The following is a 24,278-nucleotide window of genomic DNA, read 5'->3' on the forward strand; positions in this document are numbered from 1 at the left end:
CTCTTCGTGCTCGACTTCATTCTCAAAACTGTCGCTTTTGGCCATCACCGAATTCCCCTGCCCAAGTTTGCTGCTCTAGCAGCAACGCCGCTACTGCTGTCTGGTTGCGCCACACCGCTCTCGACCTTGAACCCGGCAGGGCCTGCCGCCGCCAATATTGCGCTGCTGTGGTGGGTGATGTTCTGGGGTTCCGTAGTGCTGTTCGGTGTGGTGCTGACCCTGCTGACACTGAGCTTTGTGCGCCCTGAGTGGATCAGCGCCATCAAGCCGCGACAGTGGATCATCGGCGGGGGGCTAGTACTGCCAGTGCCCATTCTGATCGCCCTGCTGGTCACCGCCCTTATCTTGGGTGAAAGCCTGCTGCCGCGACAGACCGGTGCCGCTCCAATGCGCGTGCAAGCCCATGCCAGCCAGTGGCAATGGCAATTCTCCTATCCGGGGACCGATCTTCAAACCGAAGACCTGCATCTGCCAGCGGGTGTGCCGGTCGATATCGTGGTGACGGCGAGCGACGTCATCCACGGGTTCTGGGTGCCACGCCTGGGTGGCAAGATCGATGCCATTCCCGGCCACACCAATATCATTCGCCTGCAAGCAGACGAGCCCGGCATCTATCGCGGCATCTGCGCCGAATATTGCGGCGAAGGCCATGAACGCATGGGTTTTGTGGTCGAGGCGCACGCGCCTGACGCCTTTTCTGGAATCATTGGAGCCGGGCAATGAGCCAAGCCGAACAGTCCCCCATTGGATTGCACAAAGCGCTTGAGGAGATCTGGTCGACGCCGCCCGGCTGGGGGCAGTTCTCGGCCGTCAATCACACCATTCTGGGCAAGCGCTTCATGGCGTTGGCGCTGATCTTTTTCACCATTGGCGGCGTGCTCGCCATGTTGATCCGCGCGCAATTGGCGACACCGGCCAGCGCTTTCATCGGCCCCGAAATCTACAACCAGATCTTCACCATGCATGGCACGGTGATGATGTTCCTGTTCGCCATTCCGATGTTCGAGGGTCTGGCGATCTACATGCTGCCCAAAATGCTGGGCGCCCGCGATCTCGCCTTCCCGCGCATGACGGCCTACGGCTTCTGGTGCTACCTGTTTGGCGGGGCGATCCTGATCATTGCCATGCTGGCGGGCTATGCACCCAATGCTGGCTGGTTCATGTACACCCCGCTCTCATCGGGAACCTACTCGCCGGGCATCAATGCCGATATCTGGTTGATCGGCATCACCTTCGTAGAAATTTCGGCGATTACTGCCGCCATTGAAATCGTGGTGAGCGTACTCAAGATGCGGGCGCCGGGCATGTCGCTGGAGCGCATGCCGATCTTTGGCTGGTACATGCTGGTCACCGGCGGCATGATGGTGGTGGGTTTCCCACCGCTGATCCTGGGTTCGATCCTGCTCGAAATGGAGCGGGCTTTCGACCTGCCCTATTTCGATCCGACAAGAGGCGGTGATCCGCTGCTGTGGCAGCACCTGTTCTGGCTGTTCGGGCATCCCGAGGTCTATATCATCTTCCTGCCCGCTGCCGGCGTGCTCTCCACCATCATTCCGACCTTCGCGCGCCGTCCCCTGATCGGCTACGAGGCGGTGATCGTGGCCATTGTCGCCATGGCCTTTCTCAGTTTCGGGCTATGGGTGCACCACATGTTCACCGTCGGCATCCCGCAGCTGGCGCTGGCCTTTTTCTCGGCTGCCAGTGCCCTGGTGGCCATTCCCACTGCCGTGCAGATCTTCACCTGGATCGGCACCATTGCCGGCGGGCGGCCGAAATTCAATATCCCCATGCTCTATGTCGTGGGCTTCTTCATCGTCTTCGTGTGTGGCGGGCTGACCGGGGTGATGCTGGCCATGGTGCCGTTCAACAGCCAAGCCCATGACAGCTATTTCGTCGTTGCGCATCTGCACTATGTGCTGGTTGGCGGGTTTGTCTTTCCAATGCTGGCGGCTCTCTACTACTGGCTGCCCCACTTCACCGGGCGGCGTAGCGTCTACCGGCTTTCAGTGCCCGCGTTCTGGCTGATCCTGATCGGCTTCAACCTGACTTTCTTTCTGATGCACCTGACCGGATTGATGGGCATGCCACGGCGCATCTCCACCTATCCCTCCAATTGGGGTTGGGACTGGCTGAACCTGCTCTCCTCATTTGGCAGTTTCATCATGACCATGGGCTTTGCCCTGGTGCTGACCGATATCATTCTGCAATTCCGCTTCGGCCCGCGCGGCCAGCGCAATCCCTGGGGTGCTCGCACGCTGGAATGGGCCATGCCGACACCACCGGCCAGCTACAATTTCGCAGCGCTGCCCGCCATTGACCGCCGGGCCGATGATCTGGACACCAATGCGATCGGCCCTGATCTGGCGCGTGGCGCTGGCTATCTTGGCTTTGCCCGGGAAGGGCGCCAGGAGACGCTGGGGATCGACACGCTCAGTGGTCGACCCGACCACGTCATTATCCTGCCCCAGCGCAGCTTCCTGCCGCTCTGGACCGCCTTGGTGACAGGGGTGTTCTTCCTCAGCCTGCTGTTCAAGCTTTACTGGCTGACGCCGGTGGCAGCCTGTGCGGTCATCGCTCTGTTTTGCCTGTGGCCACGCGGACTGGGCAGCACACGCGATACCGGTCCCATCGACATAGGCCAGGGCGAGGCTGTTCCGACCGATAATGAGGTCAAGAACAACGTCACCTATTGGGCCAGCCTGCTGGCCATTGCGGCCGATGCGACGCTGTATAGCGCGCTGTTGTTCGGGGCGCTGTATCTGCCCGTGGTGAGCAGTGGCTGGACCGGTGAGGCGGCACCGGTGAATGGTCTGGCCGCCCTGTCCGTTCCGGCGGCTCTGGCTGCGGCTTTTGCGCCCGGCGGGCCCGTCGCGCCAATGCTGGTGCGCGCGGCCCAGCGGGCTGGCTGCTGGGTGCGGTTGGGCTGGCACTGCTGGCAGCCTGCGCCTGCCTGATCGGTACCATGATGCTTGATGATCCCACCAGCCACGCCAATCCGGCCCTGCGGCTGGCGCTGTTCGCCTATGGCGCCCTGCATGCCACGATCGCTGCGATCATGGCCGGACATGCGTGGTGGCGATGGCGGACGGGATTTGTTTCCGCGTTGCGCGCCACCGATCTTCGCCTGACCGTATTGTGGGCCGATTATGCGGCGCTGACCCTGTTGCCCGCCTGGGCTATTCAACTGGTCCTGCTGCAGGCGGGTGGTGGCGCATGACCCGCATCATCGCGCCCTTTCTGATCGGCTTTACGCTGTGGAGCGCAGCGTTTGTTGGGCTATACGCCGTGCAGGGGCTGGGCTGCCATTGGGGCTGGGGCCCCGGCCTGCACCGCGGCGTTCTGACCGCCGGCTATCTGCTCACGCTGGCCATCATCGGCTGGGTGATCCACTGGCAGTTAGCGCGGCGATCAGACCCCAGCACAATGGTTCAACGTGTCGGTGTGATGCTCTCGATCTGCGCCCTGATCGCCAGCGCCGTCATTTTCGCCCCCAGTCTCTACGCCAGCCTGTGCATCTAGGCCGAGGGCGACATGATCAACCGGAGAGCCCGCCAATGCAGGCATATTTTAGCTCGGTGAACTCCAGAATGCCGTGATGTGATCCTTCACGGGAATTGCCACTCTGCTTGACGCCGCCGAACGGTGCCAGTTCGGTCGAGATCACGCCGGTATTGACGCCAACCATACCGTATTCAAGGCGCTCCATGACCGAGAACATGCGGGCAGCATTCTGGGTATAGAAGTAGGCGGCAAGACCGGTTTCGGAGTCATTGGCCGCGGCAATCACCTCGTCCTCGTCGGTGAAGCGGAAAACCGGCGCGAGGGGACCAAAGGTCTCCTCATTGGCCAGTGCCATGGTGGCGTTGACGCCGGTCAGTACGGTGGGTTCGAAAAAGGTCTGCCCCAGAGCATGTCGCTTGCCACCCAGTTCAACCCTGGCGCCTTTGGCGAGCGCATCGGCGATATGGGACTGAACCTTGGCCACCGCTTCCTCGGTTATCAACGGTCCCTGGACAACCCCATCGGCAAAACCGTCACCGACCTTTAGCGCCCGGACCCGTTCGACCAACCTGGCAATGAAGGCATCGTGGATCTTGTCCTGCACATAGATGCGATTGGTACAGACACAGGTCTGGCCCATATTGCGGAACTTGGAGAGAATGGCGCCGTCCACCGCCGCATCGAGATCGGCATCTTCGAAGACGATGAAGGGGGCATTGCCACCCAGTTCAAGCGCCACTTTCTTGACGGTGCCAGCGGCCTGCCGCATCAGGATCCTGCCCACCTCGGTGGACCCGGTGAAACCGACAAGGCGAACCTTGGGATGAGAGGTCAGCACGCCGCCAATGGCGATGGCGTCGCCGGTGATCACATTGAGCGTACCCGCCGGAAACCCGGCGCGCTGCGCCAGTTCAGCCAGAGCCAATGCGGTCAGGGAGTCTCGGGCGCAGGCTTGAGCACGACGGTGCAGCCAGCGGCCAGGGCCGGGCCGACCTTGCGCGTGATCATGGCTGCGGGAAAATTCCAGGGGTGATCGCGGCCACCACACCGATGGGCTGGCGCAATACCATAATGCGCGCGTCGGCACGATGGGCAGGCAGCAGTTCACCCGCAATACGTTTGGCCTCTTCGGCATAGAATTCGACATAGGAAGCGGCATAGTCGATCTCGCCCAGCGCCTCGGCAAAGGGCTTGCCCTGTTCGCTGGTCAGTATGGTCGCAAGATCATCGCGATTGGCGATGATCAGTTCAAACCATTTGCGCAGGATGGCGCCCCTATCCTTGGCGGTGCGCGCCGCCCATGGGTGGAAGGCGGCCTGAGCCGCCTCGACGGCTTCAGTCGCCTCGGCAGCCCCATGATGGGGGACCTTGGCGATAAGCTCGCCATTAGCCGGATTGAGGACCGCTGTGGTGGCCTCGCCGATGAACTGGCCATTGATCAGGCTTTGCGTCCGCAGCAGGGTGGGATCGGCGAGAGTGCGCATGTGTGGCTCCTGAACTATTGCACTGCAACCAGAGCGCGGCCGAGCTTGACGAGCCCCTCTTCGAGCAGTGCATCAGATATGGTCAGTGGGTTGAGAACGCGGATGGTGTTGCCATGGATGCCGCATGAGAGCAGCACGAGACCATCGGCCAGCGCTGTCTGAATGACGCGTTTGGTGGTTGCCGCATCGGGTTCGCCACTGTCGGTGACGATATCAAAAGCAATCATGGCGCCGGGGCCACGAATAGCCGAGATGGGCACGCCGTCATTGCGCAGAGCCAGTTTATCCAGCGCGCCACGGATGGTGGCACCAATCGCATCGGCGCGGGCCAGCAGGCCCTCTTCGGCAATCACATCGAGCACAGCCAGTGCGGCGGCACAGGCCATGGGGCTGCCGGCGTAGGTGCCGCCTAGGCCACCGGGTTCGGCAGCATCCATGATGTCCGCCCGCCCGATGACGCCCGAGAGAGGGAAACCACCCGCCAGGGATTTGGCGACGGTCAGTAGATCGGGTTCTACCCCGGAATGCTCGATGCCGAACATCTTGCCTGTGCGGGCAAAGCCGGTCTGGACTTCATCGGCGATCAGCACGATGCCATGGGTGTCGCAGGCTTGGCGCAACGCCTGCAGCAGTTCGGTTGGCGCAGGCAGGAAGCCCCCTTCACCCTGTACAGGCTCGATAATGATGGCGGCCACATCAGTGGGCGCAATGTCGGCCCGGAATAAGGTGTCCAGCGCGCGCAGCGTGTCAGCGACACTGACGCCATGACTCGCTGCCGGGAATGGCAGGTGGTAGATGGCTGGTGGCGCGACGCCAAATTTGACCTTGTAGGGCGCGACCTTGCCGGTCAGCGCCATGGTCAGCGTGGTGCGACCATGAAAACCGCCGCTAAAGGCGATCACGCCGGGTCGCCCGGTGGAAGCCCGGGCAATCTTGATGGCGTTCTCAACCGCTTCGGCGCCGGTGGAAAACAGTACTGACTTCGCTGGTGCGTTGAACGGCGCCAACCCATTGAGCCGCTCGCACAGCGCGACATAGGGTTCATAGGGCATGATCTGGAAAGCGGTGTGGGTGAAGTGATCGAGTTGATCGCGCACGGCCGCCATCACCTTGGGGTGACGGTGACCCGTATTGAGTACCGCAATGCCTCCCGCAAAATCGATGTAGCGATTGCCGTCAATGTCCCAGATTTCCGAATTCTCGGCGCGCTGGGCATAGACCGGGAAGGCACTGGCGAGCCCGCGCGGGATGGCGGCGAGGTGGCGGTCGCGAAGGTCGGAATTGTGGGACATGGGGCGCACTCTGGGAGCAAGATATGATCCCCCATTGTTACCGTGCGCAGCATCACACCCGTAGCAGATTGATTTGCATACAGTGGTGCATTAAAGCTTCCACTCATGAGTGCTGACGGACCCAACCTCCCCCATTGATCATGCTGCGCGCCTTCGAAGCGGTGGCGCGAATGGGCAGCATGCGCAAGGCGGCGGACGATATTGGCGTCAGCCATACGGTGGTGAGCCGCCATGTGCGCAATCTCGAACACTGGATGGACCAGAAACTGGTGACGGCGACGCCGCGCGGGGTGGTGCTGACAGCAGCGGGTGAAACGCTGGTCGCGTCTGTTACCCGAGCCTTCCGGATTATTGCCAACACCACGGCCGAACTGCGCCCCGCCTCGCCGCGCGCCGGTCTGCGTATCTGGTGCATGCCGGGACTGGCCACACGCTGGTTGACGCCGCGTCTATCGGATATCGAAGCGGCAATGGGATCGGTGGAGATCAGTCTGCGGGCGATTGATCGCCTGCCCGACTTTGCCGCGCACGAAGCCGATCTGATGATCGGGTTCGGCCGGTTTGATGATCTGCCGACTGGCGCCCGACGGCTGATCCTGCCGCGCATGTTTCCGGTTGCCAGTCCGGCATGGATTGCCCGCAACGGCGCACCAGCGGATCTTTCAGCCTTGGCACAGGCCCCCCTGATCCACGAGGAAAGCCGCCAGCAATGGACGGACTGGTTTGAGGCGATGGGCACCCGGCTGAGCGCGCAATTGCGTGGGCCGCGCCTGTGGGATGCCAATCTGGGCTTTGACGCCGCACTGGCGGGTCAGGGTATTGCGCTGGTGACCCGACTGACGGCTGGCAGCGAGATCGACAATGGCCGGCTGGTGGAAATCCTCGACAGCAAAGTGCGGCTGGGTGGCTATTATCTGGTGGCGGCACCGCAGCGTCTGGGTGACCCTACGCTGACCCGGTTCGAGCGTTGGCTCGAGGACAACCTGCCGCGCGAGTGAGCGTTGCGCACATACGCGAGCGCGCATGATTGTGGGCCGCGCAGCACGGCTGTCCAGAGCGTTTTTGACAATTGTCCGGCTTGACGCGACAGGGGAGCAACCCGACTTTAATGGGGCCTTTTGTCAACAACACGCGTCCCATCATGCCCAGCACCCGCAAACCCGTTATCGGGGTCATTTCCTGCACCCGCACCGTCGAGGGCGAAGACGCCTATATCGTCAAAACCCGCTATGTGGATGCCCTCGCCAAGCATGCTGATGCGGTTCCCCTGATCTGCCCTGCCATCACAACGCGAGACGATGCGGACGCAATGCTCGCGCGGCTTGACGCCATTCTGCTGACCGGCAGCAACTCGAATATTGAACCGCACCATTATGGCGCCGCGAGCGGGCGTGCGCCATACGATCCGGGGCGTGATACGATGTCGGCCTTGCTGATCAAGGCAGCGGTGGCTGCGGGCAAACCGGTGTTCGGGATTTGCCGGGGACTGCAGGAAATCAATGTGGCTCTGGGCGGTACACTGGTGGACCAGCGGGATGGCGCAGAGCCACCTGAATTAACGCACCACGCCCCAGACGATGCGTCGCTTGAGCAGATGTTTGGACACAGCCACCCGATCGACGTGGTGGCGGACACGCCCCTGGCCGCCATTACTGGCGAGCCGACGCTCACCATCAACAGCGTTCACTTCCAGGCGATCGGGGCACTGGGCGCGGGACTGGTGGTCAACGCGCGTGCTGAAGATGGCGTAGTGGAAGCAGTTTCCTCGGTCGAGGGATCGACGAAAATCCTGGCGGTGCAATGGCATCCGGAGTGGCAACCAGAGACCCGGTTGCACGATCTGGCATTCTGGCAGGCGCTGGGCGAAATCGCGCGCGACGCCACAGCGCGATAAGAATTCATTATAGGCTGAATTTTGAATAGGAATTGGACAGCGGCGCTGGAAGGCCTTTGATTGTTGGAGCAAACCAACTTATGGCGATCCATGACCGACAAGAAATTCTATCTCAAATTCGTCGAAGCCAACGTTCAGGGTATCATCACGCTTTATTGGGATAACGCGCCCAAGACCTGTGAAGCCCTGTGGAACGCGCTGGAAACGCCGATCCAGTGGGATGCGACCCACGCCATCTTTTCGGGTCCCGAAATCATGATGGGCCTGCCTGAGACCCACCGCAATTTCGATCCAACCGCCCTGCCACCGGAAAACCAGACAGTGCTGCCCGAGCCGGGCGAACTGCTGTGGTTCTATCAGCCCAAGAACTTCTTCAAGATTGATCCCAGCGAGTTCTGGGAAATCGGCATGTTCTATGGCGTCGGCGGCCGCACCTTTGGCCCCACGGGTTGGATTCCCTGCACCTATTTCGGCAAGATGACCGAAAATCTGGATGCCGTGGCGGAGCAGTGCCGCCTGATCCGTATCGAGGGCGCCAAGACCGTTGAGCTGGGCCGCCTGTAGAGACACTGGCCCAAATTGACCACGTGACGGCTGTTGCGTCACCGGTTGCGTCTTCGGGCCACAATGCAACGACCTCGTCCCTCGACGGACTCGGGATGAGGTCCACTCCAACGCCGGACACACGCAGTACTGGCGCTGTCGCAATCATTTCAGCAAAGGGAGACGACCAATGAAAGCTATTCTCGGTACAACCGTTCTGAGCCTTTCGGCTCTGCTCAGCACCACCGCCTTCGCGCAGGACACCACCTTCACGATCAACTCGTTCGGTGGCGCCTATGAGACGGCCCATCGCGCCTGCATCATCACCCCGTTCGAAGAAGAGACTGGTGTGAGCGTCAATGTGGTCACCGCTTACTCGGCAGATGCCTTTGCCCAGTTGCGCGCCCAGAAGGATGCGCCGCAGTTTGACGTGATCCACTTCTCTGGTGGCCAGGAAATCGTCGGCGCAGCTGAGGGGCTGCTGGCACCAATCGATGCGGCAAGCCTGACCAATGCAGCAGACGTGTATGACTTCGCAAAGGCCAATCTGGCCAAGGGTGAAGGTCCGGCCTATTCGATTGCGGCGATCGGCCTGATCTACAACACCGACGCTGTCTCGCCAGCGCCGACCCAGTGGGCCGATCTGCTCAACCCCGAATACAGCGAACATCTGGTTCTCACCGACATCTCCAATGGCTATGGCATGCTCGGCTTCCTGATGCTGAACCAGTCGCAGGGCGGCGATCTGAACAACATCCAGCCCGGCCTTGATGCGGTTGCCAAGCTGCTTGAAGCGGGCGCGCTGATCGTGTCGACCTCGCCCGAAATCCAGCAGGAATTCGCGCAGAACGACGCGTGGATTGCCCCTTACGCTTCGGATTATGCGTTCACGCTGCGCAAGGCCGGCCTGCCGTCGGGTTTCGCACAGGGTGCTGAAGGTACACCAGCCAGCTACATCACCACCAATGTCGTGGCCGGTCGTCCCAACACCGATCTGGCGCTGAAGTTCGTCGACATGTCGATCTCGCCAGAGGCACAGGAATGCTTTGCCGAGGCACTGCGCTACTCGCCCACCAACTCCAAGGCCGAACTGAGCGCTGAAGTCGCTGCCGACGTCGCCTATGGCGAAGAAGGGGTTGCCGGTCTCATCCGCTTTGATCCCGCCGTGATCGAAGCCAATCGCACCGCCTGGGTTGAAGAGTGGAACAAGACTATCGCTCGCTAAGGCGGTCGATCTGCAAGGCTCTGCTCTGTTCCAACTTGCCCCTGGGCGCAGTCAGAACAGGGCAGAACCGACCTCCCCCAGGGAGACCATGATAGCGGTCCGGACGCGCCACTCCTTTGCCGCCCGGACTGCAGGCCTCTCCAGCCCAAGATGGAGAGGCCACCTTTTTCAGCAATCTTTGGCCTGGCGGCGACCTGGACAAAAATGGGCGCAATCTCATTGTTCGACTCGCGCGCCATAAAGTCTACACATAGATGGAATGCCCGATTTCGCCGGGCTGCGTGGAGCAAGGAAGACGCAACGCATGAACGACCGCACAGAGAACCTGCTGCTGGCCTTGCCCGGAATTCTGCTGCTGGGGCTCGCCTTCTTCCTGCCGATCGCCCAGATGTTGCTGCTGAGCATTTCGGGCCCTGAAGGCCCTACTCTGGCGCATTTCGTGCGTTTCCTGTCCGACCCTTACTATCTCAATATTCTGTGGCGCACGGTGAGACTGTCGCTGCTGATCACCGTGATCTGCGCGCTGATCGGTTTTCCGTTGGCCTATATCATGACCAAGGTTGGTCCCAAGCTACGGCTGTGGCTGGTGGTGATCGTGATCCTGCCGCTGATGACCAGTGTGGTGGTGCGCACTTTTGGCTGGATGGTCCTGCTCAGCCGCAGCGGGATGATCCCCGAAATGTTGCGTGATATGGGCCTGGTGGGCCGCACCTTTGCGCTGATGCAGACTGAGGCCGCCATCGTGATCGGCATGGTGCAAGTGCTGCTGCCATTCATGACACTGTCCATTCTGGGCGTACTCACCCGCATTGACGGGCGACTCGAAGAGGCCGCGCGCACCATGGGATGCTCCTTCCTGCAGACGATCCGCACGGTAGTGCTGCCGCTGGCCCTGCCCGGTATTGTTGCCGGGTCGCTGCTTTGCTTTACGCTATCGGCCAGCTCGTTCGTCACGCCCAACCTGCTCGGTGGCACGCGCATTCAGGTGCTGGCCGCCTCGATTTACAAGTCTGTGACGGCGACGCCCGACTGGCCCTTTGCGGCGGCGCAGGCCGTCATCCTGTTCGTTGGCATCCTGCTGGTGCTGGTGCCCTATATCAAACTCACGGGAGCCAAGCATGGTTAGGGCTGTTCCGGGCTGGCTGCATATTGTCGGCATTGTCTTCGTCGCGCTGACCGCGCTTATCCTGCTGGCGCCGCTGATCGTGGTGATCGGGGTGTCCGTATCGGAAAGTCAGTTCATCGCGTTCCCGCCCAATGGGCTGAGCCTGCGCTGGTATCAGGAAGTGTTGTCGTCCAACGCCTATCTCAACGCAGCCTGGATCAGCATCCAGATCGCCTTGCTGGTCACCCTGATGGCTACCGCCATTGGCGGCGCGGCGGCGATCGCTATCCATCGCCGGCAATTGCCGTTCTCGGATGTGCTGGCCACAGTGTTCCTGTCGCCGCTGGTGCTGCCCACCATCATCTACGCCATCGGCATGCTGATGTTCTGGAGCTCGGTGTTCGGACCGGTCACGCCGCTGACGCTGGCGCTCAGCCATACGGCGATTGCCCTGCCCTATGTAGTACGCACCACGCTGGCCGTGCTCGCGGAATCCGACCCCTATCTCGAAGAAGCCGCACGCACCATGGGTGCGAACCGTCTGCAGCGGCTGTGGTTCGTGGTGGTGCCCCAGTGTATTCCGGGGCTGGCCGCGGGGGCGTTCTTCGCCTTCAACATCTCGTTTGATGAAGCCGTGCTGTCGCTGTTCCTGCGGGGGCCAACGCTGACTACCCTGCCCGTGCAGATCTACGGCCAGCTCGAGTTTTCGCCCGACCCATCGGTGGCCGCCGTGTCCACCATCATGATTGCCTTGACCATTGTGCTGATCTTCGTGATCGACAGGATGCTGGGCCTCACCCGTTTTGCGAGTGCCTGACCCATGGCCAATGTTCGACTGACCAATATCCGCAAATCCTTCGCCAAGACCCAGGTGTTGCACGGCATCTCGCTCGATATCGCCTCGGGTGAGTTCATCTCGCTGCTGGGCGCCTCGGGCTGTGGCAAGACCACACTGCTGCGCATGGTCGCCGGGCTGGAAAGCGTCACCGCTGGGGGCATCGAAATCGATGGCCGCGACGTCACGACCCTGCCGCCCGAACAGCGCGACATCTCCATGATGTTTCAATCCTATGCGTTGCTGCCGCATCTCAGCGTGAGCGAGAACGTGCGTTTCCCGCTGCGCATGCGCGGCATTGGCAGCCGCGAGGAGCAGCAGGAAAAGGTCGCCGCCGCACTCGAAACCGTGCAGTTGGGCCATCTGGGCGAACGCAAGCCGCGCCAGCTCTCGGGCGGGCAGCAGCAGCGTGTGGCGCTGGCGCGTGCCATCGTCTCCCAGCCCAAGGTGCTGTTGCTCGATGAACCATTGAGCAATCTTGACGCCCGGCTGCGCGAAGACATGCAGGTGGAACTGATCGAAATCCATCAGCGGCTGGGGCTGACGACGATCTTTGTGACCCATGATCAGGAAGAAGCGCTGAGTCTGTCGGATCGGATCGTTCTGCTCAATGCGGGGCGGGTGGAACAACAGGGCACGCCAGACGAAATTTACAACCAGCCCGCCACCAGCTTTGCCTCAAACTTCATCGGGTCGGCCAATCTGGTACCCGCCGAAATCACCGATGGCCCGAAGGGCCCGGTTGCCAAGCTTGAGGACGGTCAGATGCTGGTGCTCGATCCCAACGAGCCCATCCGCGGCAAGGCCACCCTGGCGCTGCGACAGGAAGACCTGACACTGAGCGCAGAGGGCACCGGCCCCAAGGCCAAGGTGCGCACCCGCGTGTTCCTGGGCGCGCGCAATCGCTACGTCATGACACTGGCGGGCCATCCGCTGCGCGCCCTGACCGCCAATGATCTCGACTTCGCCAATGGCCAGGAAATTGCACTGACCATTGATCCGGCACGCATCCGCGTGATCGCCGACTGACCCCTGTATCGGAATTTGCATCATGAGTTTTGAAACACGCCTCTTTATCAATGGCGACTATGTCCAGGGCCAGGGCCCGGCATTGGCGAGCCATGAACCCGCGACCGGCAAGGTGCTCGCTGAAGTAGCGTCGGCGGACCGCGCCCAGGTCGATGCGGCTGTCACCAGCGCCCATGCAGCCTTTGCGAAATGGAGCCAGACCACGCCCAAGGAGCGCAGTCTGGCGCTGCTGCGCATTGCCGACGCTATTGAGGCGCGCTCGCACAGTCTGGCCGATGTGGAATCGGTCAATGCCGGCAAGCCCTGGCGCTATGTGCAGGCGGGCGAACTGGCCAATGTAGCCGACGTGTTCCGGTTCTTCGGCACCGCGGTGCGCAATGTGCCGGGGACAGCAGCGAACGGTTTCCGCTCGAGCCGGCACACCAGCATGATGCGCCGCGATCCGCTGGGCGTGATTGCCTCGATCGCCCCGTGGAATTATCCACTGCTGATGGCCGCCTGGAAAATCGCGCCAGCCGTCGCCGCCGGCAATGCCGTGGTGATCAAGCCATCGGAAAACACTCCGCTGAGCCTGTTGTTTCTGGCGTCGATCCTGGCCGAATTCCTGCCGCCGGGCGTGGTCAATGTGGTGTGTGGTGACGGCCCTGAAGTGGGCCAGACACTGATCACCCATCCGCTGGTGCGCATGATCTCGCTGACAGGCGATGTGCGTACCGGACGCGCCGTGCTCAAGGCAGCCGCCGGAGAAAGCATCAAGCGCACCCATCTTGAACTGGGTGGCAAGGCCCCGCTGATCGTGTGTGCCGATGCCGATATCGACACGCTGGTGGAGACGCTGCGCGAGGCCAGCTTCTACAATGCCGGACAGGACTGCACGGCGGCCTGCCGGATCTTTGTCGACAAGTCGATCGCCCAGGAAGTGACCGACAGGCTCTCAGGCATGATCGGCTCGCTGGTCTATGGCGCGCCCGAGCGCGACGACGTCGAATTCGGCCCCTTGATCACCGGATCGCAGCGCGACCGGGTCGCCGGCTTTGTTGAGCGGGCGCGCGCCGATGGCGCTGATATCGTGGCTGGCGGCGCGACACCGGATCAGCCAGGTTATTACTACCAGCCAACGCTGGTAGCGGCGCCGATCGAGGCTGAAATCGTGCAGAAGGAAGTGTTTGGACCGGTGCTGACCATCACCGCATTCGACGAACCAGCCACGGCGCTGGAATGGGCCAATGCCTCCGAATACGGTCTGGCTTCATCGGTGTGGTCGCGCGACGGTGTGCAGGCAATGAATATCGCCAATGCGCTGCAATACGGCATTACCTGGGTGAATACCCATGGCGTGTTCGCCACTGAAATGCCGCATGGGGGCATGAAGAATTCGGGCTATGGCTCCGATCTCTCCATGCAGTCTCTGATGGACTACACGCAGGTACGTCACATCATGGTTGCGTCCTAGCACGCGGAAAAAGGCGCGCATGGATGGGTAAATCTGATAGAGGAAGCGCCATGCGCATCCTCGACATGACCACCTTTGTCGCCTTGGCGCGGCACCGCCATTTTGGCCGTGCCGCCGAAGAACTGCATACGACGCAGCCAGCAATTTCCATTCGTCTTGCGGCGATGGAGGAGGAGTTTGGCTGCCGTCTCATGCACCGCAGTGGGCGCAATTTCTCGCTGACCCCCAGCGGACAGCGTGTGCTGGAAACCTTCCAGTCGATCCTGAGTGCCTATGACGGGCTCAAGCATGAACTGACCGACGAGGCCAGTCTGGCGCCCAAGGTGGTGCGGATCGGGGCAATCGACTCGGTGTCCTCGACCTGGATGACGCCCTTTGTCGAAGCGTTGCACGAAGCGGCGCCAACGCTGAAGATCGAGCTGACGGTTGAAGGCACCAAAAGCCTGATCGACGGGATGAACAAGGGCGAGTTCGATGTGATCTTTGCGCTCGATCCGGCCATTGGCGACAATTTCCGCAGCTTCACGTCCTGCGTGCTGCAGATGACATGGGCGGGATCGCCCAAGATCATCAATCCGGACCGCACCTATAGCGTTGACGATCTGGCAAGCCTGCCGATCATCACCTTCCCAAAGGACACCCCGCCCTACCGTATGATCGCGCCCTATTTCCAGGACGAGCAGGTACTGGCCAGCAAGCTGACGAGCTCCAATTCGCTATACTCGATCATCAATCTGCTCATTGACGGCTTTGGCGTCGGCGCCATTCCCAGCGTCACCATCAAGCGCGAGCTCAAGATGGGACTGTTGCACCCGATCCGGGTGACCAAGCATTTTCCCGCCATGCCCATTATCGGCACTTATCAGGCGATCAGCGAACGCGATCTGATCCGCCGCGTGGTCGAACAGGCCCATGTCAGCGCCGCGCTTTACTGTGCGACAGTGGACCCCAGCATGGCCTGGGTGGATTAGGCCTTTACGACTCAGTGCAGGGTGCACTTCGCAAAGCGGCCATTATTCATAATGACGGGCATGTGCACGCCATCGCCCTGCAACAGACTGATATCGCTAAGCGGGTCTCCGTCCAGCACCAGCAAATCGGCGAACGCACCTTGGGCAATAACGCCAACCTGGCCTTCCAGACGGCACAGTTTTGCACCAACTGTGGTGGCCGAACGAATGATCTCGGCTGGAGTGAGCACCTTGGCAAGGATTTCGAATTCCATGCAGTGATACTTGCGCAATTCGCCAAGCAAGTCTGAACCGAACGCCATGGGCAAACCGGCATCGCGCATGATTTCGAGCGAGCGCAGCCCACCGCTGCGGACAGTTTCTATCTTGGCAAATTCGGCGGCACCCAGGCCCAGCATTTCACCCTCAAGTGCCAAAGCATCGTAGGCCACCAGAGTAGGCACGGCGATGCACCCTTTTTGCGCTGCCAGACGCGCGCTTTCCGGTTCAATCAGATTGCAGTGCTCAAGTGAATGCACACCGAGTTCCACGCAGCGACGGATGGATTTGTCGGTATAGACATGGGCGGCCACATAGAGCCCGGCATTGTCGGCTTCCTCGACCATTGCCGCGATTTCGTCGCGGGAATACTGGATGGAGTGGATTGGGTCATTGGGTGAAGATACCCCGCCATTGGCCATGACCTTGATGAAGGCGGCACCCTCCTTGATCATGGTGCGGCAAGCGGCGCGGACATTGTCGACACCATCAACGATCAGGCCCATCGAACCGAGGCGATCGGAAAACAGGCCGGGACGGTCATCGCTGCGGTTACGCAAATCGGCATGTCCACCCGTCGTGGTCAGGCCCTTGCCGCAGATCACCAGACGGGGGCCCGAAATGATGCCCTCGGCCACCGCGCGAACCAGTCCATGATCGGCTCCCCCAAGATCACGCAGGGTGGTAAAGCCGCGCAGCAAAGCCTCGTTCATCACCCTCGCCGAGCGCAGGGCGGACAGCGAGGCCGGGGCGGTCATGTTGGACCAAAGATCGAGCGTTTCAGCAACCACATGGACGTGACAGTCGATCAAACCGGGCATGACGGTGCGGCCGCCCAGCGCAATTTCGGTCGTCTGGGGTGGCACCGACAATCCCGCTCCCACTGCCGCAATCGTGTCATCGGTCACCAGCACATCGAGGCCATCGCGTAGCACGCCCGCTTCGGCATCCAGCACGCGGCCGCCGGTAAAAAGATAGCTTGATGTCATGGAGGTCCCAGTCGGGTTACTTATTGTGGCAGGCAACCAGCCGGCCATCGGCACGGGCGGTCAGTTCGGGGTCAACGCGCTTGCAGGTATCGCTCGCCAGCGGACAGCGGGTATGAAAAGGGCAGCCACCGGGCTTGCGCGTGGCGCTGGGGATGTCGTCGCTGGTAGCGCTGAACTGATGGCGCTGACGCGGATCATGCGACGGCGCCGAGCGCATCAGCAACTCGGTATAGGGATGGGTGGGGCTTGCGAAAATATCGGTCTTGGGCGCGATCTCCACGATGCGGCCCAGATACATTACCGCCACCCGGTGCGAGATATACTCGACCACGCCTAGATCATGGGACACGGCGAGATAAGACACGCCCAGATCGCGCTGCAGATCGCCGAGCAGATTGAGGATTTGAGCCTGAACGGAAACATCAAGTGCCGAAACCGGCTCGTCGCAAACGATGACGTCGGGGCTGAGCGCCAAGGCGCGCGCAATACCGATCCGCTGACGTTGACCACCGGAAAACTGGTGCGGGAAATTTTCCGCCTGATCTGGTCGCAGGCCGACGCGCTCCATCAGTTCTGCAACACGCGCGCGCCGGTCGGTCTTGGTGCCTATGGCATGAATATCGAGCGGCGCGCGGATAATGTCGCGCACGCGCTGGCGCGGATTGAGCGAGGAAAACGGGTCCTGGAAGACAATCTGCATGCGGCGGCGATAGGCCTTGAGCGCTGAGCTGTTAAAAGAGCGGATTTCCTGACCGTCGAAATTGACACGGCCGCCGGTCGGCTTGACCAGCCCCATCAGGGCCAGACCCGTGGTGGACTTGCCGCACCCGCTCTCCCCCACAAGACTAAGGGTTTCGCCCCGCCCAAGCGTAAAGCTGACGCCATCGACGGCTTTTACCGCCCCGACCTGGCGTTGCAGCACGCCAGCGCGAATGGGGAAATGGACTTCGAGATTGTCGACGCTCAGCAGCGGTGTGCCATCAGGCCGCATCGTCGTGCTCCCAGCAAGCGGCCCAATGGCCGGGACGTTTTTCTTCAAAGGGCGGACGCTCTTCAAGGCAGCGCGGCGCGGCATTGGGGCAGCGCGGTGCAAAGGCACAACCCTTGGGCAGATTCCAGAGCGCCGGCACGGTGCCGGCGATATCGGCGAGACGATCCCCGGCCTGAGCGGAGGCGCCACCTCGCGGCACCGCTCCCATCAGCCCAATCGTGTAGGGATGGAGCGGATGGTCGAACAGTTCGTAAATGCTGGCTTCCTCGACCTTGCGGCCCGCATACATGACTATGACCCGGTCAGCGACTTCGGAGACCACACCAAGATCATGGGTGATCAGGATTTGCGCCGTTCCGAGACGTTTTTGCAGGTCCGAGATCAGGCCCAGAATTTGCGCCTGAATGGTTACATCAAGCGCTGTGGTCGGTTCGTCGGCAATGATGATCTTGGGATCACATGCCAGTGCCAAAGCGATCATGGCGCGCTGCCGCATGCCGCCCGACAACTCGTGCGGAAACTGAACGGCGCGCCGTTCCGGATCTGGCATCTGCACCAGTTGCAGGGCCTCGATGGCGCGGGCCTTGGCCCGCTGGCGCGAACAGTGACGGTGTTGACGCACTGCTTCGGCAATTTGCTCGCCAATGGTGAGCACCGGATTGAGCGCGGTCAGTGGCTCCTGGAAGATCATGGCGATCTGCTCGCCGCGAAAATCCTCGATCTGACGTTGATCCATATCGAGGAACTCTGCGCCATCGATCTTGATAGAGCCAGAGCCTACCCGCACTCCTTCAGGCAGCAGGCGCAGCAGCGACAGGGCGGTCATGGACTTGCCGCAGCCCGATTCACCAACAATGCACAGCGTCTCACCCGCATCGACAGTGAAGCTCATATCGGAGACGACAGCGAACGGACCGGTGCCGCTGTCGATCTCGATATTGAGATTGGATACCTGGAACACGGGCACATGCGCAGCACTGGTTGAAGCAGTCATTGTGGGCAATCCTTGCAGGACATTGCCGCCGGGCGGCGATGTCGAATTCGAGCTAGTCGGTAGCGCCTTCGAGATTGCCGACCATAAAGCCGTAATCGCCGCTCTGGACCAGATTGCGAGTGAGGTGCTGCATGATCATCACGCCGTTTTCAAAGGGCGTGATGATCTCTTCAAGCACTTCGAAATTATACGGGCTGACCACGCGACCCAGCAGCTGACCACCCTTGATGACCTCACCATTGGCCGGGCATAGCGGTTCAAGCCAGCCTCCCTGGCTGGGGCGGATACCGGCCAGTTCATTGACCACGATCTGCTCGGGCTGAGGCGCCATTTCACCGGGAATGGCACCCTTGAAGCGCAGCATGTTGAGCACACCGTCCACCGTGCGCCGGATATAGGGTGTCTGGTCGAGAATGCCGCCGCCCAGTTCGATCACCGATACGGGGATATTGCGCTTGTCGAGCGTGACCGACTTGGTGGTGCCGCCGAACACGGTGCCTTGCTTGTTCTCTACCGGGCGATAGAGCAGTTTGGAGCCAAAGGCACGCGAGAGGCCTTCATCATTCCAGATATAGACATAGTCCACAGTCGGTCGGTCCGTGCCGCTATGCAGATCGATATGCACATCGATGACGTTGAAGAATTCCTGGGTCAGCGCATGCGCCAGCTGCTGGCTATAGGTGCCCTTGGGGTTGCCGGGGAACTGGCGGTTGAGGTCGACCTTGTCGATGGTCGCGTAGCGCTCATTGACGGCGAAGGCTGATGGATTGGCCACAGGCAGCAGTAGGATGCGGCCCTTGATCGGCATATCCTTGAGTAGGTTGAACAGCTCGAGAATGGCTTGCGAACCGGTATTTTCATTGCCGTGGATCGCCGCCGAAATGCCGATGGTGGGGCCGTCCTCTTCGCCCACCAGCTCGTGCATGAACAGCACGGCATCGCTGCCATCGGCATTGGTGGTGAATTTGGGTCGCAGCTGGTTGATGGACTTTACCATTCGAGTTTTCCTTTAGTTGTTGGCCTTGCCGGCCTTGGATCCGCTGCGTGAAAGCTGGCGTGGATCAAGAACATCCCTGAGCCCGTCGCCCAGAAGGTTGAAGCCGAGCACGGTGATCATGATGGTGGCGCCCGAAATGATGGAGAGCCATGGTGCGTCGCGCATGAACTTGGTGCCGTAGGCCAGCGTCCAGCCCCAGGTTGGGGTTGGCGGTGGCAGGCCAAAGCCCAGGAAGCTCAGGGCGGATTCCGAGATGATCGCGGTGCCCAAACCCAGCGAGGAGAGCACGATGATCGGCCCCAGCGCATTGGGCAGGATTTCCTTGAAGATGATCCGGGCCGGGCTGGCGCCCAGGGCACGAGCTGCCTGAACATAGTTCTGCTCGCGCAGCATCAGCGTGGTGGCGCGCACCACCCGGGCATATTCGGTCCAGGCAATGATGATGATGGCGAAGGAGACGTTAAGAATGCCAGGGCCAAGAACGGCGACAATGGCGAGCGCCAGAACGATGGCGGGGAATCCCAGGAAAATATCGGTGACGCGCATCAGCAACTGATCGACCCATCCGCCGAAATAGCCGGCCACCACGCCAACCACGGTGCCGATGATGGCAGCGCAGGTGACGGAGATGATGGCAATGGTTAGCGACACGCGAGCGCCAAAAACCAGCCGGGACCACAAATCGCGGCCGAAATTATCGGTGCCTAAAATGTGCTCGGGCGTGGGCAGTGCAAAGCGGTTGCGCATATCCATCTGCTCGACGCCATGGGTCGCCACATAGGGGGCAAAGATGGCGCACAGGATGATGGCCAGGGTGATCGCGGCACCAACCACCAACGAGGTATTCTTGAGCGCTTTGGGCAATTGCATGGCGGTCACCCGAGCCGGATGCGCGGATCAACCGCGGCATAGAGGAGATCGACCACCAGATTGACCAGGGCGTAGACGATGGCGAAGGTCAAGACGATGCCCTGAATAAGTGGCAGATCACGCTGGGAAATGGCCGCGATGGTAAGCTGGCCCAGACCAGGCCAGGCAAAGATGGATTCAGTCAGCACCGCGCCACCCAGTAGAGCGCCGAAACGCAGGCCGATGACACTGAGTACCGGCAGCAGAGCATTGCGCAGGGCATGACGGACCACCACCCGGCCCTTGCGCAGACCCTTGGCATAGGCTGTGCGCACAAAGTCCTCGCGCAGCACTTCAAGCATGGATGCGCGCACCAGCCGGGAGATGATCGCCGCCGAATTGGCCGCCAGCGCCAGGGCTGGCAGCCCAATATGGGTAATGGAATCCCAGAGGATATCGGGCCGTCCGGAAAGGGCAGCCCAGGCTGCGGCATGCAGCGGCTCGCCACGGCCAATAGCGGGCAACCAGCCCAGTTGCACAGCAAACAGCAGCATCAGCAGCAAACCCAGCCAGTAGACCGGCATAGACACGCCCAATTGTGCAAACAACATGGTGGCGGTGTCGATCCATGAGCCCTGGCGAATGGCGGCGATGACACCCAGTGACAGACCGATCAACGTCGCCAGGATCAGCGAAACCACGGCGAGCTCAATGGTGGCGCCCAACCGGCCGGCGATGATCTCGGCCACGGGCTGGCTCTGGAATATCGAGCGGCCCATATCGCCCTGCAGCAGCGCGGCGAAATAGTCCCACAGGCGGACATACCAGGGGTCGTTGAGTCCCAGATTGTTGCGCAGGTTCAAAATGGCTTGAGGCGTCGCGTCCTGACCAAGCAGCACAGCTGCAGGGTCACCAGGGATCAGTAGCAAGAGCCCGAAGGTGACCACGACCATGCCGATTGCCATGGGAATGAGCAGCAATAAGCGCCGGATTACATAGGCAAGCATGGCGTGTGCTCCCAGACTGTGTGCGGCCCGGAGCCGACAACGCGGACCGGATATGGGTGGCGGCTGGTCATCAGGCGATCACAACGTCTTCGATCTTGCGCGGATAATGGGTCATGCTGTCGGGACCGTCGCTGGTGATCAGCACCGTGTCGGCGAGGCGGTAGCCGGCAAAGTCCGGCACGAAGATGGCCGGCTCACTCGAGGTGATCATGCCGGGCTCAAGAATGGTCTGGTCGCCCGCTTCGACCCAGGGTGGCTCGTGGAACATCACCCCCATGCCGTGGCCGACGCGGTGAAGCAGATATTCGTCCATGCCGCTGTCGCGGATATAGGCCAGGGCCAGATTATCGGCGGAAGCGCAGGTGTGACCGGCGATCAGTGCCGCGGTTGCCATATGCTGGGCCTCATAGGCCACGGCATAATGTTGCTGTTGGAGCGGGCTGGGTTCTCCGAGGAACAGAGTGCGTTCACTTTCGGCGGCGCGTCCGCCGACGCGGCAGCCGAGCGACAGAATGATACTTTCGCCGCGCTTTACCGGATTGCCGGTTGGCATGCCGTGCGGAAACGCCGATCGGGCGCCGGAATAGACCAGACCGCTGGCCAGCCCCTGCACCAGCAACAGGTCGGCGTGTTCCTCATGCATGATTTTCATGGCATGGCGCGAGACGAAGGACTCGATCTCGATTTCGCTGGGCAGAACGCTGCCCGAATGCATGGCGTCAGCAATCAAACCGACACCGGCGACCACCATTGCATCGGCAATGCGCGAAGCCTCGCGGTGCAGCGCGATCTCTTCGCGGTATTTGACCAGCCGCATCTGCTGGACAAGGTTGGACGGGATAGCACGTTGCGCATTGGGAAACGCCGCTTCGATCTGGCCGACGCGCGCCAGCGAAATAGCGTGGCTATAGGCCACTGTCCCGGTCAGCTTCGGGAAGTTGCGCCCCAGCACATCAAACGGATTGTCGACGCCAGGAAACTCGAAATAGACGATGGGTTCAGCCGCGATATTCTGGTGCACGGCGTGCAGCTGCTCGAGCTTGGGCATGAGCAGCCACGCGCCATCCTGGGTGATGGCGAAGACCACGGGCCGCTCGGTGGTGTAGTGCGAAAAACCGGTGGTGTAGATGACGTCGTCATTGGAATCGAGCAGCAGAAGATCAATGTCCGCAGCGGCCATCCGGGTACGGATATCGGCGTGGACCTTGGCGTAAAAATCGTGTCCGAGGACCTGGTGAAATGCCATCTGCGCTCTCATCAATATGCGGAAAAACCGGCCGGCATCGCCAAGCGATACCGGCCGTAGTGGTCAGGACATCAGTCCGTCAGGCCGATCAGGCCGCGCAGATTGCCGCGCGGGGTGGCCTCAACCTCAACGGGGAGATCCTTGGCGTAGAACATCTGATAGCCCTGGGCCGAGATAATGTAGTAGGGCAGCTCTTCAGCCAGAATGCTGGCCGCAGCCTGATAGTTCTCGGCTCGCTCAGCCTGATCGAGCGTGGAGCGGCCAGCCTGCAGCAACTCATCAACTTCGGCGTTGGAGTAGCCACCCCAGTTTGTCGGGCCACCAGTGGTCAGCTGCGCGAACAGCAGGCGGTCGGGATCAACGATGTTGAGCCAGCCAAGCAGCGCGATCTGGTGCTGCCCCTTCTGCACGTAGTTGGTCGAGAACGAAGGCCAATCGGAGATCTGGGCTGTCGCCTTGACGCCTGCCATTTCGAAGATGGCCTGCAGATATTCGACCGACTGCACGCGGTTAGGATCTTCACTGTGGGTGGCCAGGGTGATGGAGAGGTCTTCGCCATCCTTGTCGAGGAAACCATCGCCATCGCTATCGCTCCAGCCCATTTCATTGAACAGCGCCGTGGCGCCCTCAACATCATAGGTTGGCTGCGAGATATCGGCCGAATAGGCCCAAGATGACGGCAGGATCAGAGAATGCGCAACTTCATCAACGCCTTGGTAGATGTCGTTGACGATGGTGTCCTGGTCCACCAGCATGGCGAAGGCCTGACGCATCTTGACGTCTGACAGCAGAGGATCGCTGACGTTGAAGTTGAGATAGGTGACGCCCAGACCGGCAGTGATGAAATTGCCGAAGCGCTCATCTGCCTCGAGACGCTCGATATCCTGTGGCGACAGCGGCGACTGGATGACATCGAGATCGCCGGCTTCAAATGCCTGTGCTCGGGCAGAGTTGTCGCCGATGATCTTGAGCGTCAGCTTGTCGACCTGTGGTGCGCCCTGCCAGTAGTTCTCATTGGCTTCCAGATCGATTTCGCTACCACGGTTCCACGCGGCCAGCTTCATCGGGCCTGCGCCAACCGGGTTGGTCGCGAGATCGGCGCCTCCCTCAACCAGGGCCTTGGAGACGATACCCATGTCGAGATAGCTCAGCAGCGGCGCATATGGTGCGCTCAAACTGAACTTGACGGTCTGGGCGTCGACAGCCTCGATTGCGGTGATCGGGGTATAGAGCGCCCGCGACGGTGCGCTGAGATCCGGATCAATCAATGTGGTGTAGGTGTAGACCACGTCTTCGGCAGTCAGCGGGCTTCCATCGGAGAACTTCAGGTCAGGCCGAAGCTTGAAGATAACGGTCTGAGGATCGGGGCTTTCCCAGCTTTCGGCAAGATCAGGAACCGCTTCAAGCGATGGCGTGATGTGCACCAGACCGGCATAGATAAGGTCGGTTGTGCGCGATGCGGTGGTGTCACGGGCAAGACGTGGGTCGAGCGTGCCGGCGTCGACATCCGTCCCCACCACGACTTCGGTCATGTCCTGTGCCATCGCCATGTGCGCCGGCCCGAAGCTCAGCGCGACGATGGCGCTGGTTGTCAAAAGAAAGCTCTTCATTCCCT

At 61.1% G+C, this 24,278-nt stretch carries 22 protein-coding genes and 1 pseudogene; 13 read left to right on the forward strand and 10 right to left on the reverse strand.

From position 1 onward, the window contains the following. Positions 1-6 precede the first annotated feature (6 nt). From coxB to AC0L37_RS14845, 4 genes are read left to right on the forward strand one after another with little or no spacing between them, the layout of a single operon-like run. Entirely contained in the window at positions 7-723 is a 717-nt protein-coding gene (gene coxB, locus AC0L37_RS14830; RefSeq protein WP_282222819.1) for a cytochrome c oxidase subunit II, read from the forward strand. Further along, on the forward strand, positions 720-2,954 hold the full coding sequence (gene ctaD / locus AC0L37_RS14835; RefSeq protein ID WP_348984732.1) for a cytochrome c oxidase subunit I: 2,235 nt from the start codon (positions 720-722) through the stop codon (positions 2,952-2,954). The genes coxB and ctaD overlap by 4 nt, the downstream gene beginning before the upstream one ends. An 8-nt stretch (positions 2,955-2,962) precedes the next feature. Beyond that, positions 2,963-3,217 (forward strand): hypothetical protein, encoded by a 255-nt coding sequence (locus AC0L37_RS14840; RefSeq protein ID WP_348984731.1) that lies wholly within the window; start codon positions 2,963-2,965, stop codon positions 3,215-3,217. Next, positions 3,214-3,519, forward strand: coding sequence for a hypothetical protein (locus AC0L37_RS14845; RefSeq protein ID WP_269367914.1), 306 nt, complete (start codon positions 3,214-3,216; stop codon positions 3,517-3,519). Before AC0L37_RS14840 ends, AC0L37_RS14845 begins: the two co-directional genes overlap by 4 nt. A 16-nt stretch (positions 3,520-3,535) precedes the next feature. Here the strand turns inward: AC0L37_RS14845 and AC0L37_RS14850 are convergent. Together AC0L37_RS14850 and gabT are read right to left on the reverse strand one after the other, a co-directional pair. Then, positions 3,536-4,985, reverse strand: a pseudogene (locus AC0L37_RS14850) (NAD-dependent succinate-semialdehyde dehydrogenase). Positions 4,986-4,999: 14 nt separating this feature from the next. Beyond that, positions 5,000-6,277, reverse strand: coding sequence for a 4-aminobutyrate--2-oxoglutarate transaminase (gabT, locus tag AC0L37_RS14855; RefSeq protein ID WP_473313217.1), 1,278 nt, complete (start codon positions 6,275-6,277; stop codon positions 5,000-5,002). Between the two features lie 140 nt (positions 6,278-6,417). Here gabT and AC0L37_RS14860 point away from each other — a divergent pair, with 140 nt between their 5' ends. From AC0L37_RS14860 to AC0L37_RS14900, 9 genes are all read left to right on the forward strand, one after another. Next, entirely contained in the window at positions 6,418-7,275 is an 858-nt protein-coding gene (locus AC0L37_RS14860) for a LysR substrate-binding domain-containing protein (RefSeq protein ID WP_212659217.1), read from the forward strand. A 143-nt stretch (positions 7,276-7,418) separates the two neighbouring features. Beyond that, the gene (locus AC0L37_RS14865) at positions 7,419-8,171 is read left to right on the forward strand and encodes a gamma-glutamyl-gamma-aminobutyrate hydrolase family protein (RefSeq protein ID WP_282222818.1); all 753 of its coding nucleotides are present in this window, start codon (positions 7,419-7,421) and stop codon (positions 8,169-8,171) included. Positions 8,172-8,261: 90 nt separating this feature from the next. Further along, positions 8,262-8,735, forward strand: coding sequence for a DUF3830 family protein (locus tag AC0L37_RS14870; RefSeq protein ID WP_212659028.1), 474 nt, complete (start codon positions 8,262-8,264; stop codon positions 8,733-8,735). Between the two features lie 169 nt (positions 8,736-8,904). Continuing rightward, the gene (locus AC0L37_RS14875; RefSeq protein WP_212659029.1) at positions 8,905-9,939 is read left to right on the forward strand and encodes an ABC transporter substrate-binding protein; all 1,035 of its coding nucleotides are present in this window, start codon (positions 8,905-8,907) and stop codon (positions 9,937-9,939) included. A 304-nt stretch (positions 9,940-10,243) separates the two neighbouring features. Beyond that, a complete protein-coding gene (locus AC0L37_RS14880; protein ID WP_212659030.1) occupies positions 10,244-11,065 on the forward strand; it encodes an ABC transporter permease in 822 nt (273 codons plus the stop codon). After that, a complete protein-coding gene (locus tag AC0L37_RS14885) occupies positions 11,058-11,861 on the forward strand; it encodes an ABC transporter permease (RefSeq protein WP_212659031.1) in 804 nt (267 codons plus the stop codon). The genes AC0L37_RS14880 and AC0L37_RS14885 overlap by 8 nt, the downstream gene beginning before the upstream one ends. Before the next feature lie 3 nt (positions 11,862-11,864). Next, positions 11,865-12,908, forward strand: a complete 1,044-nt coding sequence (locus tag AC0L37_RS14890; RefSeq protein WP_212659032.1) for an ABC transporter ATP-binding protein — start codon at positions 11,865-11,867, stop codon at positions 12,906-12,908. Between the two features lie 22 nt (positions 12,909-12,930). Next, positions 12,931-14,361, forward strand: coding sequence for an aminobutyraldehyde dehydrogenase (locus AC0L37_RS14895; protein WP_282222817.1), 1,431 nt, complete (start codon positions 12,931-12,933; stop codon positions 14,359-14,361). A gap of 50 nt (positions 14,362-14,411) precedes the next feature. Further along, positions 14,412-15,332, forward strand: a complete 921-nt coding sequence (locus AC0L37_RS14900; protein ID WP_282222816.1) for a LysR family transcriptional regulator — start codon at positions 14,412-14,414, stop codon at positions 15,330-15,332. Positions 15,333-15,343: 11 nt separating this feature from the next. Here AC0L37_RS14900 and AC0L37_RS14905 read toward each other — a convergent pair whose 3' ends face one another. The 8 genes from AC0L37_RS14905 to AC0L37_RS14940 form a co-directional block, all read right to left on the reverse strand. Then, a complete protein-coding gene (locus tag AC0L37_RS14905; RefSeq protein WP_473313223.1) occupies positions 15,344-16,579 on the reverse strand; it encodes a metal-dependent hydrolase family protein in 1,236 nt (411 codons plus the stop codon). Positions 16,580-16,595: 16 nt separating this feature from the next. Then, the gene (locus tag AC0L37_RS14910; RefSeq protein ID WP_282222815.1) at positions 16,596-17,570 is read right to left on the reverse strand and encodes an ABC transporter ATP-binding protein; all 975 of its coding nucleotides are present in this window, start codon (positions 17,568-17,570) and stop codon (positions 16,596-16,598) included. Continuing rightward, complete coding sequence (locus AC0L37_RS14915) at positions 17,560-18,564, reverse strand: ABC transporter ATP-binding protein (RefSeq protein ID WP_282222814.1); 1,005 nt, start codon at positions 18,562-18,564, stop codon at positions 17,560-17,562. The genes AC0L37_RS14910 and AC0L37_RS14915 overlap by 11 nt, the downstream gene beginning before the upstream one ends. Positions 18,565-18,616: 52 nt before the next feature. Next, complete coding sequence (locus AC0L37_RS14920; protein WP_282222813.1) at positions 18,617-19,561, reverse strand: succinylglutamate desuccinylase/aspartoacylase family protein; 945 nt, start codon at positions 19,559-19,561, stop codon at positions 18,617-18,619. A 12-nt stretch (positions 19,562-19,573) separates the two neighbouring features. After that, a complete protein-coding gene (locus AC0L37_RS14925; protein WP_269367903.1) occupies positions 19,574-20,431 on the reverse strand; it encodes an ABC transporter permease in 858 nt (285 codons plus the stop codon). 5 nt (positions 20,432-20,436) lie between these two features. After that, positions 20,437-21,417 carry an ABC transporter permease gene (locus AC0L37_RS14930; protein WP_282222812.1) on the reverse strand — a complete coding sequence of 327 codons (981 nt, stop codon included), beginning with the start codon at positions 21,415-21,417 and terminating at the stop codon, positions 20,437-20,439. Between the two features lie 70 nt (positions 21,418-21,487). After that, positions 21,488-22,663, reverse strand: coding sequence for a M24 family metallopeptidase (locus AC0L37_RS14935; protein WP_282222811.1), 1,176 nt, complete (start codon positions 22,661-22,663; stop codon positions 21,488-21,490). A 71-nt stretch (positions 22,664-22,734) separates the two neighbouring features. After that, positions 22,735-24,273, reverse strand: coding sequence for an ABC transporter substrate-binding protein (locus tag AC0L37_RS14940; protein WP_282222810.1), 1,539 nt, complete (start codon positions 24,271-24,273; stop codon positions 22,735-22,737). Positions 24,274-24,278: the final 5 nt, after the last annotated feature.

This window comes from Devosia sp. J2-20 (assembly GCF_055808475.1).